Source organism: Nocardioides aquiterrae, from assembly GCF_039526625.1.
Lineage (GTDB): Bacteria > Actinomycetota > Actinomycetes > Propionibacteriales > Nocardioidaceae > Nocardioides > Nocardioides aquiterrae.
In genome coordinates this window covers 96,805-108,667 of sequence record NZ_BAAAJE010000004.1, presented here as the reverse complement: position 1 = coordinate 108,667, position 11,863 = coordinate 96,805, and the positions used below count along the sequence as shown (strand labels likewise).

At 70.4% G+C, this 11,863-nt stretch carries 10 protein-coding genes; 4 read left to right on the top strand and 6 right to left on the bottom strand.

Features of this window, described 5'->3' with window-relative positions; genetic code table 11:
• Positions 1 to 65: 65 nt before the first annotated feature.
• The 3 genes from scpA to ABD086_RS06225 form a co-directional block, all read right to left on the bottom strand.
• Positions 66 to 2,237: a methylmalonyl-CoA mutase gene (gene scpA / locus ABD086_RS06235; RefSeq protein ID WP_425571558.1), complete on the bottom strand. Its 2,172-nt coding sequence runs from the start codon at positions 2,235 to 2,237 to the stop codon at positions 66 to 68.
• Positions 2,162 to 3,826 carry a methylmalonyl-CoA mutase family protein gene (locus tag ABD086_RS06230; RefSeq protein ID WP_343906611.1) on the bottom strand — a complete coding sequence of 555 codons (1,665 nt, stop codon included), beginning with the start codon at positions 3,824 to 3,826 and terminating at the stop codon, positions 2,162 to 2,164. The genes scpA and ABD086_RS06230 overlap by 76 nt, the downstream gene beginning before the upstream one ends.
• 64 nt (positions 3,827 to 3,890) lie before the next feature.
• A complete protein-coding gene (locus ABD086_RS06225; protein WP_343906610.1) occupies positions 3,891 to 4,142 on the bottom strand; it encodes a hypothetical protein in 252 nt (83 codons plus the stop codon).
• Between the two features lie 192 nt (positions 4,143 to 4,334).
• Here ABD086_RS06225 and ABD086_RS06220 point away from each other — a divergent pair, with 192 nt between their 5' ends.
• Positions 4,335 to 4,478 (top strand): hypothetical protein, encoded by a 144-nt coding sequence (locus ABD086_RS06220; RefSeq protein ID WP_296606811.1) that lies wholly within the window; start codon positions 4,335 to 4,337, stop codon positions 4,476 to 4,478.
• A 120-nt stretch (positions 4,479 to 4,598) separates the two neighbouring features.
• Here the strand turns inward: ABD086_RS06220 and ABD086_RS06215 are convergent, their stop codons facing one another.
• From ABD086_RS06215 to ABD086_RS06205, 3 genes are read right to left on the bottom strand one after another with little or no spacing between them, the layout of a single operon-like run.
• Positions 4,599 to 5,375, bottom strand: coding sequence for a succinate dehydrogenase/fumarate reductase iron-sulfur subunit (locus ABD086_RS06215; RefSeq protein ID WP_343906609.1), 777 nt, complete (start codon positions 5,373 to 5,375; stop codon positions 4,599 to 4,601).
• A gap of 10 nt (positions 5,376 to 5,385) precedes the next feature.
• Positions 5,386 to 7,260, bottom strand: a complete 1,875-nt coding sequence (locus ABD086_RS06210; RefSeq protein ID WP_343906608.1) for a fumarate reductase/succinate dehydrogenase flavoprotein subunit — start codon at positions 7,258 to 7,260, stop codon at positions 5,386 to 5,388.
• Complete coding sequence (locus ABD086_RS06205) at positions 7,260 to 8,087, bottom strand: hypothetical protein (RefSeq protein ID WP_343906607.1); 828 nt, start codon at positions 8,085 to 8,087, stop codon at positions 7,260 to 7,262. Before ABD086_RS06205 ends, ABD086_RS06210 begins: the two co-directional genes overlap by 1 nt.
• Positions 8,088 to 8,254: 167 nt before the next feature.
• Here ABD086_RS06205 and ABD086_RS06200 point away from each other — a divergent pair, with 167 nt between their 5' ends.
• The 3 genes from ABD086_RS06200 to ABD086_RS06190 are packed head-to-tail and all read left to right on the top strand — an operon-like array spanning position 8,255 to position 11,737.
• Entirely contained in the window at positions 8,255 to 8,956 is a 702-nt protein-coding gene (locus ABD086_RS06200; RefSeq protein WP_343906606.1) for a succinate dehydrogenase cytochrome b subunit, read from the top strand.
• A 19-nt stretch (positions 8,957 to 8,975) separates the two neighbouring features.
• Entirely contained in the window at positions 8,976 to 10,997 is a 2,022-nt protein-coding gene (locus tag ABD086_RS06195; protein WP_343906646.1) for a fumarate reductase/succinate dehydrogenase flavoprotein subunit, read from the top strand.
• On the top strand, positions 10,994 to 11,737 hold the full coding sequence (locus ABD086_RS06190) for a succinate dehydrogenase/fumarate reductase iron-sulfur subunit (protein WP_343906605.1): 744 nt from the start codon (positions 10,994 to 10,996) through the stop codon (positions 11,735 to 11,737). The genes ABD086_RS06195 and ABD086_RS06190 overlap by 4 nt, the downstream gene beginning before the upstream one ends.
• Positions 11,738 to 11,863 lie beyond the last annotated feature (126 nt).

Genomic DNA, 11,863 nt, shown 5'->3' with positions numbered 1-11,863 from the left:
CACGCCGGTTGCGGTCGGCGTGTCGTGCGGGTTTCGGCTGCCAGCAGCCGAAACCCGCAACCGCCTCAGTGCCCCAGCTGCTCGCGCAGCCGGGCCAGCAGGTCGAGCGCGGACTCGGCGATCACGGTGCCCGGGAGGAACACCGCGGCCGCGCCCATCTCCCGCAGCGTGGGCACGTCGTCGGGCGGGATCACCCCGCCGATGACGATCATGATGTCCGGGCGGCCCTGGTCGGCCAGGGCCTGCTTCAGCGCGGGCAGCAGGGCCAGGTGGCCGGCGGCCAGCGACGAGACGCCGACGATGTGCACGTCCGCGTCCACGGCCTGCTGGGCGACCTCCTCCGGAGTGGAGAACAGCGGCCCCACGTCGACGTCGAAGCCCATGTCGGCGAACGCGCTGACGACGACCTTCTGGCCGCGGTCGTGGCCGTCCTGGCCCATCTTGGCGACCAGGATGCGGGGCCGGCGGCCCTCGGCCTCCTCGAACTCCGCGGTCGCGTCGAGGACCTGCTGCACGAGCGTGCTGCCGGACTCGGTGGAGGTGTCCCTGAACACGCCGCTGATGGTACGGATGACGGCCTGGTGCCGCCCGTAGACCTTCTCCAGGGCCTCGGAGATCTCGCCCACGGTGGCCTTGGCGCGGGCGGCGTCGACGGCCAGCTCGAGCAGGTTGCCGGTCTGGCGCTCGGCGGCGTTGGTGAGCGCCTCGAGGGCGCTGCGGACGTCCTCGTCGTCCCGCTCCGCGCGCAGCCGCTCGAGCTTGGCGAGCTGCTGGCGGTAGACGTCGTCGTTGTCGACCTTGAGGACGTCGAGCTGGTCCTCCGCGGCGAGGCGGTAGGTGTTCACGCCGATCACCTTCTGGGCGCCGGAGTCGATCCGGGCCTGGGTGCGGGCGGCGGCCTCCTCGATGCGCATCTTCGGGATGCCCTGCTCGATCGCGGCCGCCATCCCGCCGGCCCGCTCGGCCTCCAGGATGTGCGCCCACGCGCGCTCGGCGAGGTCGTGGGTGAGCCGCTCGACGTAGTAGCTGCCGGCCCAGGGGTCGATGATGCCGGTCGTCCCGCTCTCCTGCTGGAGCAGCAGCTGGGTGTTGCGGGCGATCCGCGCGGAGAAGTCGGTCGGCAGCGCGATCGCCTCGTCCAGCGCGTTCGTGTGCAGCGACTGGGTGTGCCCCTGCGTCGACGCCATCGCCTCGATGCAGGTGCGCTGCACGTTGTTGAACACGTCCTGCGCGGTCAGCGACCAGCCGCTGGTCTGGGAGTGGGTGCGCAGGCTGAGCGACTTGGGGTTCTGCGGGTCGAACTGGCGCACCAGCCGCGCCCACAGCGCCCGCGCGGCGCGCATCTTGGCGATCTCCATGAAGAAGTTCATGCCGATCGCCCAGAAGAACGACAGCCGCGGCGCGAACCGGTCGATGTCCAGGCCCGCGGCCAGGCCGGCGCGGAGGTACTCGACGCCGTCGGCGAGCGTGTACGCCAGCTCCAGGTCGGCGGTCGCCCCGGCCTCCTGGATGTGGTAGCCGGAGATCGAGATCGAGTTGAAGCGCGGCATCCGCTCGGCGGTGTACTGGAAGATGTCGCTGATGATCCGCATGCTCGGCGCCGGCGGGTAGATGTAGGTGTTGCGGACCATGAACTCCTTGAGGATGTCGTTCTGGATGGTCCCCGCGAGCTGCTCCGGCTTCACCCCCTGCTCCTCGGCCGCCGCGATGTAGAGCGCCATGATCGGCAGCACGGCGCCGTTCATCGTCATCGACACCGACATCTCGTCGAGCGGGATGCCGTCGAACAGCGTGCGCGCGTCGTAGATCGAGTCGATCGCCACGCCGGCCATGCCGACGTCGCCGCGGACCCGCGGGTGGTCGGAGTCGTAGCCGCGGTGCGTGGCCAGGTCGAACGCGACCGAGAGCCCCTTCTGGCCGGCCGCGAGGTTGCGGCGGTAGAAGGCGTTGGACTCCTCCGCGGTCGAGAACCCGGCGTACTGCCGGATCGTCCACGGCTGGGTCGTGTACATCGTCGGGTACGGACCGCGCAGGAACGGGCTGAGACCCGGCAGGGTGTCGAGCGCGTCCAGCCCCTCGAGGTCCTGGGGCCCGTAGATCGGCTTGATCTCGATGCCCTCGGGGGACATCCAGGGCTCGCCACTGAAGCTCTTCGGGATGCTCACGACAGCTTGCTCCTCGTCCGGTTGAGGAAGTCCAGGGCGTCGACGCCCAGCGCGCAGGAGTCGTCGGCCCAGTCGCGCGGCCTGCCGGCGACGATCACCCACTCGGCGCCGTCGCTCCGCAGCTGCGCCGCGAGCTCGGCACCCTGCTCGTCGTAGGCGGCGTCGGTGCCGGCGACGCACACGACCGGGCTGGCCCCGGCCTCCGTGGTGACGGCGATGCCGCCGGCCGCGAGCAGGTTGGTGGCGAACGTCGCCCGCGCCGTGTGCTGGGCGACGGGACCGATGGTGGCCAGGTGCACGGGGGTGGTCGCGGGCTGGTCGCGGAGCGCCTCGAAGCTCGCGCCGTAGCGGCGGACCGGGTCCGGCTCGCCGTCGCGCTGCGGCAGCTGCTCGCCGAGGTTCGGGAACTCGGTCAGCCCGGTGATCGGCCGCGTGCGGGTCGCGATCTCGCGCTCGCGCCTCGCCACGACCTCGGCGATCTCCGCGTCGAGGTCGGCCGTGCCGTCGTCGAGCCGGCCGAAGATCTCCCAGGCCACTGCGGCGAGGTCCTCGGTGAGCTTCTCGACCGCGTACGCCCCGCCGGCCGGGTCCGCGACGTGCGCGACGTGTGACTCGTCGATGAGCAGGTGGCTGGTGTTCCGCGCGATCCGGCGGCCGAAGGCGTCCGGCCGGCCGAACGGGCTGTCGAACGGCAGCACCGTGACGGCGTCCGCGCCCCCGACGCCGGCCGCGAACGCGGCGACCGTGGTGCGGAGCATGTTCACCCAGGGGTCGTACTTGCTCATCATCGGCCGGCTGGTGACGGCGTGCAGGTGCATCTCGCGGTGCCGAGCCCCGCTCATCTCGAGCACGCGCGCCCAGAGCCGGCGGGCGGCGCGGAGCTTGGCGATCGTCGGGAACTGCTCGTCGGTGGCGGCGTACCGGAACTCGACCAGCGCGGCGGCCTCGTCGACCGACAGGCCGGCCTCGGTGAGCGTCCGCAGGTACGCCGCGCCGGCGGCCATCGACCAGCCGAGCTCCTGGCCGTCGGAGGCGCCGCGGTCGTGCACCGCCGTGGCGTCGACGACGAAGGCGCGGATGCCGCGCTCCTGCGCCTGCCGGCCCAGGTCGGCGGTGGCGTCGGCAGCGGGCACGCCGAGGTTGGTCCCGGCGTGCAGCTCGCGACCCGCGGCGTAGGTCAGGAAGGCCTGCGGGTCGCTCCCGTCGAGGACGACGGGCGCGAGGTCGAGCAGCACCCCCTCGAGCAGCGTGGACAGGTCGGCGGCCTCGGTCACCCAGAGGCTGGTGACGCCACCGTCGAGGTCCGCCAGCGCCTCCTCGTTGCCGAGCTTCGGGTCGCGGCCGTCGACGTGGGCCCGGACGTCCCAGTCCCCTTGGCGGGTGGGGCGGCCGTGCGCCTCGACGCCCTCGAGCAGCGCGGCGGTGCCGAGCGGGGTGACGGCGATGCCGTCGAGCGTGGCGCGACTGAGCTTCTCCCACACCAGCGCGTCCGGGTCCTCGTCGGTCATCCGGCGGGCCTTGCGCAGCACGGCGGCGGCCTCGCGCTCCCAGTCGGCCACCGACCAGCGGTCCTCGGGGGACGCCAGGTCCAGGGAGCCCTGCGCAGGCTCGAGCTCGCCCGGCTCGTCCAGCCCGCCCTCGACGGTCCCGTGATCGGTCATGGTGCGAACGATAGGAACAAGTGCTGCGCTCGGCTACGCAGTGTGACGTGTTCGACGCTCCCGGCTACCCCTCCGTCCGCGTCCACCCGCACCAGGTCACCTGCGAGCCCGCCGACAGGTCGAGCGCCGCCTGCCGGTCGGCGACCACGCCCAGCGCCCGGGCCATCCGCTCCTCCAGCGGGCTGGCGTCACCCAGCGCCGCGAGCTTGGCCGCCTCGTCGCGCAGCAGCGCGACGAACCGTTCGACTCCGGGCCCGGTCCCCGTGATGTGCACACCCGCCTCGTCCACCCTGACCGCCACACCCGGATCCGCCATGCCGGAAGCCTGGCACCGGCCACCGACAACGGCCGGGGCCGCACCCGTCGTGACCGAACCGCAACCCGGCGGGGGCAACGCACCGGCCCGCGGAGGCGTCGGACGGGTATCACCCGGAGCGGGTGATCCGGCGGGCGCGGACCGAGGCGCACGCCGGGGATCCCCATCTCGGTCACTCGGGAGGGACGAGCCATGGCCGTACTCGAGCACCACCCCCGCACGGGGACCGCCCTCAAGGCGCTGCTGACCCTGGTGCTGGTCACCGCGGTCGTCGCGGCCGCCGCCGGACTCGCGGCGTACGCCGTCGCGACGGCGCTGGTGGCACTGCTGGGCTGAGGCGCAGGTGCGGGCGTAGTCGTTCAATTGCTCGGTGAGACTGCAGTGGGAGCGCGCCCACCCCAGTCTCACCGAGCAATTGAACGGAAACTGCCCGCCGTACACCACCGGCGCGGGCGGTCAGACCTCGGTCCGCCCGTCGTTGTCGCGGTTGCGGAGGCCGATCTTGCTGCCCAGCCACACCAGCGGGTCGTACTTGCGGTCCACGACGCGCTCCTTCATCGGGATGATCGCGTTGTCGGTGATCTTGATGTTCTCCGGGCAGACCTCGGTGCAGCACTTGGTGATGTTGCACATCCCGAGGCCCGCGGCGCCCTGGGCGAGCGCGCGGCGGTCGTGGGTGTCCAGCGGGTGCATGTCGAGCTCGGCGTACCGCAGGAAGAACCGGGGCCCGGCGAAGGCCGGCTTGTTCTCCTCGTGGTCGCGGACCACGTGGCAGGTGTTCTGGCACAGGAAGCACTCGATGCACTTGCGGAACTCCTGGCCCCGCTCGACGTCGATCTGCGCCATCCGCCGCTTGCCGTCGGGGTCGCGGGGCGGGAGCTGGGCGTACGGCAGCTCCTTGGCCTTCTCGTAGTTGTACGACACGTCGGTGACCAGGTCGCGGATCACCGGGAACGTGCGCATCGGCGTGACCGTGATCGTCTCGGTGGGCTCGAAGTCCGAGAGCCGGGTCATGCACAGCAGCCGCGGCCGGCCGTTGATCTCGGCGGAGCAGGAGCCGCACTTGCCCGCCTTGCAGTTCCAGCGGATCGCGAGGTCGCCGGCCTGCGTCGCCTGGAGGCGGTGCAGCGCGTCGAGGACGACCTCGCCCTCCGACACCTCGACCTCGTAGTCGCCCAGGTCGCCGCCGGACTGGTCGCCGCGCCAGACCCGCATCTTCAGCGTGTAGCCCATGTCGGTCCCCTCAGTCGAAGTACTTCGTGAGCTCGTCCGGCATGACCGGCAACGGCTTCTCGGACAGGTCCACGCCGGTACCGCCGGCGTTCAGGGTGACGACGAGGTTCTTCTTGCCCCACGCCTCGTTGTCGGTCTTCGGGAAGTCGTCGCGGGTGTGGCCGCCGCGCGACTCCTCCCGCGCCAGCGCCGCCTTCGCGATCGCCTCGGAGACCAGGAGCATGTTGCGCAGGTCGATCGCGAGGTGCCAGCCCGGGTTGTACTGCCGGTGGCCCTCCACGACCATCCGCTTCGCCCGCTCCTTGAACGCCTCGATCTCGGTGAGCGACTCCTCGAGCTCCCGGGCGGTGCGGATGATGCCGACCAGGTCGTTCATCGCCTGCTGGAGGTCCTGCTGGATGGCGTACGGGTTCTCGCCGCCTCCACCGGAATCAGCAGAGACCTCGAACGGCGCCAGCGCGCTCGCCTGGGCGGCCTTGACGGCGTCCTCGGCGACGGCCGGCCGGGCCGACAGGCCAGCGGCGTACGCCGCAGCCGCCTCGCCGGCCCGCTTGCCGAACACCAGCAGGTCGCCGAGCGAGTTGCCGCCGAGCCGGTTGGACCCGTGCATGCCGCCGGAGCACTCCCCCACGGCGTACAGCCCGCGAACGGCGCTCTCCTGGGTGTCCGGGTCGACCTCGACCCCGCCCATCACGTAGTGGCAGGTCGGGCCGATCTCCATCGGCTCCTTGGTGATGTCGACGTCGGCCAGCTCCTTGAACTGGTGGTACATCGACGGCAGCCGCTTGCGGATGAACTCCGGCGGCCGCCGGGAGGCGATGTCGAGGTAGACGCCGCCGTGCGGTGAGCCGCGGCCGGCCTTGATCTCGGCGTTGATCGCCCGCGCCACCTCGTCCCGGGGCAGCAGCTCGGGGGGACGACGGTTGTTCTTCTTGTCGTCGTACCAGCGGTCGGCCTCCTCCTCGGTGTCGGCCGTCTCCGCCTTGAAGAACTCCGGGATGTAGTCGAACATGAACCGCTTGCCCTCGGAGTTGCGCAGGATCCCGCCGTCGCCGCGCACCGACTCGGTGACCAGCAGCCCCTTCACCGACGGCGGCCAGACCATGCCGGTCGGGTGGAACTGCACGAACTCCATGTTGATCAGCGCCGCGCCGGCGCGCAGGGCGAGCGCGTGGCCGTCACCGGTGTACTCCCACGAGTTCGAGGTGACCTTGAACGACTTGCCGATGCCGCCGGTCGCGAGGATCACGGTCGGCGCGGCGAACGTCACGAACCGGCCGGACTCGCGCCAGTAGCCGAACGCCCCGGAGATCGTGCTCTGCCCGTCGTCTCGGCGATCCTCGAGCAGCTCGGTGATCGTGCACTCCATGAACACGTCGATGCCGAGCTGCACCGTGCGCTGCTGGAGGGTCCGGATCATCTCCAGGCCGGTGCGGTCGCCGACGTGGGCGAGCCGGGCGTACTTGTGGCCGCCGAAGTCGCGCTGCGAGATCAGCCCGTCCTCGGTGCGGTCGAACAGCGCACCCCAGTCCTCGAGCTCCTGCACCCGCTCGGGCGCCTCCTGGGCGTGCAGCTGGGCCATCCGCCAGTTGTTGAGCATCTTCCCGCCACGCATGGTGTCGCGGAAGTGCACCTCCCAGTTGTCCTCGGGCCAGCGGTTGCCCATCGCCGCGGCGATGCCGCCCTCGGCCATCACGGTGTGGGCCTTGCCGAGCAGGGACTTGCAGACCACCGCGGTGCGGGCGCCCGCCTCGTGCGCGGCGATCGCCGCGCGCAGGCCGGCGCCCCCGGCGCCGACCACGACCACGTCGTACTCGTGCCGCTCCATGCCGCCCTCGGCGGCGCCGGACATCTCGTTCCCGGTCATCGGGTGCCGGTCACTCATCAGAAGAACCTCGGGTCGTCGAAGGCGCCGGTGGCGAGCAGGTAGATGTAGAAGTCGACGATCGCCACCGAGAACAGCGAGTACCAGGCATAGGTGCCGTGCCGGGCGTTGAGCTTCGAGACGAACGTCCACATCCGATAGCGGACCGGGTGCTTGGAGAAGTGCCGCAGCCGGCCGCCGGTGATGTGCCGGCAGGAGTGGCAGGACAGCGTGTAGAGCCAGATGAGCACGACGTTGGCCCACATGAGCACGGTCCCGAGGCCCATGTGGATGCCGTCGGGCTCGCCCTCGGCGGGGCCGAACGCGAGGACCGCGTCGTAGGTGAGGATCAGCGCGACCACGACCGCGGCGTACCAGAACCAGCGGTGGATGTTCTGCAGGATCAGCGGGAACCGGGTCTCGCCGGTGTACTTCGCGTGCGGCTCCGCGACCGCGCAGGCCGGCGGCGAGAGCCAGAAGGCCCGGTAGTACGCCTTGCGGTAGTAGTAGCAGGTGAGCCGGAAGCCCAGCGGGAAGATCAGGATGATCAGCGCGGGCGAGAGGCTCCACCAGGAGATCGGCTGGCCGAAGTCCGACGAGCCGGCCTGGCAGGAGTCGGTGAGGCACGGCGAGTAGAACGGCGAGAGGTACGGCTCCACGAAGTAGTTGTCGCCGTCGAACGCCCGGTACGTCGCGAACACCACGAACCCGGAGAAGACGACGAACGTCGCGAGCGGGTAGAGCCACCACGTGTCGGTCCGGAGCGTTCGCGCTCCGATGCGGGCCCGGGTCGGGCCGTTCACACCTGCCGAGCCTGCTGTCGTCTCCTGCGCGTCGGTCGACGCCATCGCCACCTCCGGTGGGTCGGGTGCCTGTGCAGTCTGCACACTCCCGGCGCGATGTGAAAGGGCCCACACCCACTTTCCGAGAACACGTTCCGACCCGCCGGTAACCGGACGTAAGTCACACTGCCCCCGTCCATCCGCCGCGGATCGGCCGGGTAGCGTGGCCCTTTGTGGCAACGACGACCTTGGTGACCGGTGCGCGGGCGTCGCGCTCGACGATCACCCTCAAGCTCCTGATGGCCGCGAGCGGCATCCTCTTCATCCTGTACGTGCTGGCGCACATGTACGGGAACCTCAAGGCCTTCTCCGGGCACGACGCCTACAACCAGTACGCCGAGCACCTGCGGACCCTGGGCGAGCCGATGCTCCCCTACACGGGCTTCCTCTGGATCATGCGCGCGGTCCTCATCGTCGCCCTGGTCGTGCACGTGTACGCCGCGCTGGCGCTCTGGCGCCGCGCGGCGAAGGCCCGCTCCCAGCGGTACGTGGTCAAGAAGAACCTCGCGTCGTCGTTCTCCTCGCGCTGGATGCGCTGGGGCGGCCTGACCATCCTGCTCTTCCTGGTCTGGCACCTGCTGAACTTCACGATCGGCAAGGTCAACGTGCAGGGCGGCAGCACCAACGACCCGTACAACCTGCTCGTCGACACGTTCGACACCTGGTGGATGACCCTCATCTACCTGGTCGCGATGTTCGCGCTCGCGATGCACCTGCACCACGGCACCTGGAGCGCCGCGCAAACCCTCGGGCTGACCAACAACGCCCGCGCCCGCCGCAACGCCAAGGCCCTCGGCTGGATCCTCGCGGTCGTGATCGCCGGCGGCTTCTCCCTCGTCCCGATCTTCGTCCTCGCGGGCGTCATCACCAAGTAAGGGCTCGCAGATGACCGACATGCCTGACACCACGCTCACCGGCGACCCCTCGCACGACGCCCCCGGTCACGAGCACGGCGACGACGCGGCCGGCTACTACACGCCCGGCGACCCGATCGCCGACACCAAGGCGCCCGGGGGCCCGATCGCGGACCGCTGGCAGACCCGCAAGTTCGAGGCCCGCCTGGTCAACCCGGCCAACCGGCGCAAGCTCGACATCATCATCGTCGGCACCGGCCTGGCCGGCGCCTCCGCGGCGGCCACGCTCGGCGAGGCCGGCTACAACGTGAAGTCGTTCTGCTACCAGGACTCGCCGCGCCGGGCCCACTCGATCGCCGCCCAGGGCGGCATCAACGCCGCGAAGAACTACAAGGAGGACGGCGACTCCGTCCACCGGCTCTTCTACGACACGGTCAAGGGCGGCGACTACCGCTCGCGCGAGTCGAACGTCTACCGGCTGGCCGAGGTCAGCACCAACATCATCGACCAGTGCGTCGCGCAGGGCGTCCCGTTCGCGCGCGAGTACGGCGGCCTCCTCGACAACCGCTCCTTCGGCGGCGTCCAGGTGTCCCGCACCTTCTACGCCCGCGGCCAGACCGGCCAGCAGCTGCTGATCGGCGCCTACCAGGCGATGGAGCGGCAGGTCGCCGCCGGCACCGTCACGCAGTACACGCGCCACGAGATGCTCGAGGTGATCGTGGTCGACGGGAAGGCCCGCGGGATCATCGCCCGCGACCTGGTCACCGGCGAGATCGAGACCCACCTGGCCGACGTCGTCGTGCTGGCCACCGGCGGCTACGGCAATGTCTTCTTCCTCTCCACCAACGCCATGGGCTCCAACGTGACCGCCGCGTGGCGCGCGCACCGCAAGGGTGCGTACATGGCCAACCCCTGCTACACGCAGATCCACCCGACCTGCATCCCGGTCACCGGCACCCACCAGTCGAAGCTGACGCTGATGTCGGAGTCGCTGCGCAACGACGGCCGGATCTGGGTGCCGAAGAAGAAGGCGGACTGCGACAAGGACCCGCGGGACATCCCCGAGGAGGACCGCGACTACTACCTGGAGCGGATCTACCCGTCCTTCGGCAACCTGGTGCCCCGCGACATCGCCTCCCGCGCCGCGAAGAACGTGTGCGACGAGGGTCGGGGCGTGGGCCCCGAGGTCGACGGCGTGCGCCGCGGCGTGTACCTCGACTTCAGCTCGGCGATCGAGCGCCTGGGCCGCGAGGGCATCGAGGAGAAGTACGACAACCTCTTCGACATGTACGCCCGGATCACCGGCGAGAACCCGTACGAGACCCCGATGCGGATCTACCCCGCCGTCCACTACGTGATGGGCGGCCTGTGGGTCGACTACGACCTGCAGTCGTCGATCCCCGGCCTGTTCGTGACCGGCGAGGCCAACTTCTCCGACCACGGTGCCAACCGCCTCGGCGCGTCCGCGCTGATGCAGGGTCTCGCGGACGGCTACTTCGTCCTCCCGCACACCATCCGCGACTACCTCGCGGACGGCCCGTTCGAGAAGATCGACGAGAGCCACCCGGCGGTCGTCGAGGCGAAGCAGGCCGTCGAGAACCGCGTCGCCCACTTCCTGAGCACCAACGGCACCCGCAGCGTCGACTCGTACCACCGCGAGCTCGGCAACATCATGTGGGAGTACTGCGGTATGGAGCGGACCGAGGACGGCCTGAAGAAGGCGATCGACCTGATCCGCACCCTCAAGGACGACTTCTGGCGCAACGTGAAGGTGCTCGGCACCGCCGACTCGCTCAACCAGTCCCTGGAGAAGGCGGGCCGAGTGGCCGACTTCTTCGAGCTCGGTGAGCTCATGTGCATCGACGCGCTCAACCGCCGCGAGTCCTGCGGCGGCCACTTCCGGGCCGAGTCGCAGACCGAGGACGGCGAGGCGCTGCGCCACGACGACCAGTTCGCGTACGTCGCGGCGTGGGAGTTCGCGGGCGACGGCGAGCCGCCCGTCCTGCACAAGGAAGACCTCGTCTACACGGCCATCGAGATGAAGCAGCGGAGCTACAAGTGAAGGTCACCCTCAAGATCTGGCGTCAGCCGGACGCCCGGACCAAGGGCGCGATGCACACCTACGAGCTGGACGGCGTCTCGGAGGACATGTCGTTCCTCGAGATGCTCGACGTGCTCAACGAGCACCTCATCGCCAAGGGCGAGGACCCGGTAGCGTTCGACTCCGACTGCCGCGAGGGCATCTGCGGCACGTGCGGCCTGATGATCAACGGCCAGGCGCACGGCCCGGAGGTCACCACGACCTGCCAGCTGCACATGCGGTCCTTCAAGGACGGCGACGAGATCGTCATCGAGCCCTGGCGCTCCGACGCGTTCCCGGTGGTCAAGGACCTCGTGGTCGACCGCGGCGCCTTCGACCGGATCATCCAGGCCGGCGGGTTCATCTCGGTCAATACCGGCTCCGCGCCGGAGGCGCACTCCGTGCCGGTCCCCCGCGAGGACGCGATCCGCGCGTTCAACGTGGCGACCTGCATCGGCTGCGGCGCCTGCGTCGCGGCGTGTCCGAACGGCTCGGCCTCGCTGTTCATGGGGGCGAAGATCACCCACCTCGGCGAGCTCCCCCAGGGTCAGCCGGAGCGGGACACCCGCGTGGTCGGCATGGTCGCCCAGCACGACGCCGAGGGCTTCGGCGGCTGCACCAACATCGGTGAGTGCACCGCCGCCTGCCCCAAGGAGATCCCGCTCGACGTGATCTCCCGGCTCAACTGGGACCTCCACGCCGCCCTGCGGCACGGTCACTGAACCGCCGCTGCCCGAGCCTGCGAGGGCAGCGACCAGCGGTGAAGGTTGAGGAGCGTCGGCTCGGACCGGAGCGAAGCGACGGACCGAGCGACGCGTCTCGAAACCCGGTGAGACGAATGTCGGCCT

Bases quoted from the DNA above. Each gene is read 5' to 3' on its own strand.
- ABD086_RS06230 (WP_343906611.1), bottom strand. From the start codon at position 3,826: ATGACCGATCACGGGACCGTCGAGGGCGGGCTGGACGAGCCGGGCGAG.
- ABD086_RS06225 (WP_343906610.1), bottom strand. From the start codon at position 4,142: ATGGCGGATCCGGGTGTGGCGGTCAGGGTGGACGAGGCGGGTGTGCAC.
- ABD086_RS06220 (WP_296606811.1), top strand. From the start codon at position 4,335: ATGGCCGTACTCGAGCACCACCCCCGCACGGGGACCGCCCTCAAGGCG.
- ABD086_RS06215 (WP_343906609.1), bottom strand. From the start codon at position 5,375: ATGGGCTACACGCTGAAGATGCGGGTCTGGCGCGGCGACCAGTCCGGC.
- ABD086_RS06210 (WP_343906608.1), bottom strand. From the start codon at position 7,260: ATGAGTGACCGGCACCCGATGACCGGGAACGAGATGTCCGGCGCCGCC.
- ABD086_RS06205 (WP_343906607.1), bottom strand. From the start codon at position 8,087: ATGGCGTCGACCGACGCGCAGGAGACGACAGCAGGCTCGGCAGGTGTG.
- ABD086_RS06195 (WP_343906646.1), top strand. From the start codon at position 8,976: ATGCCTGACACCACGCTCACCGGCGACCCCTCGCACGACGCCCCCGGT.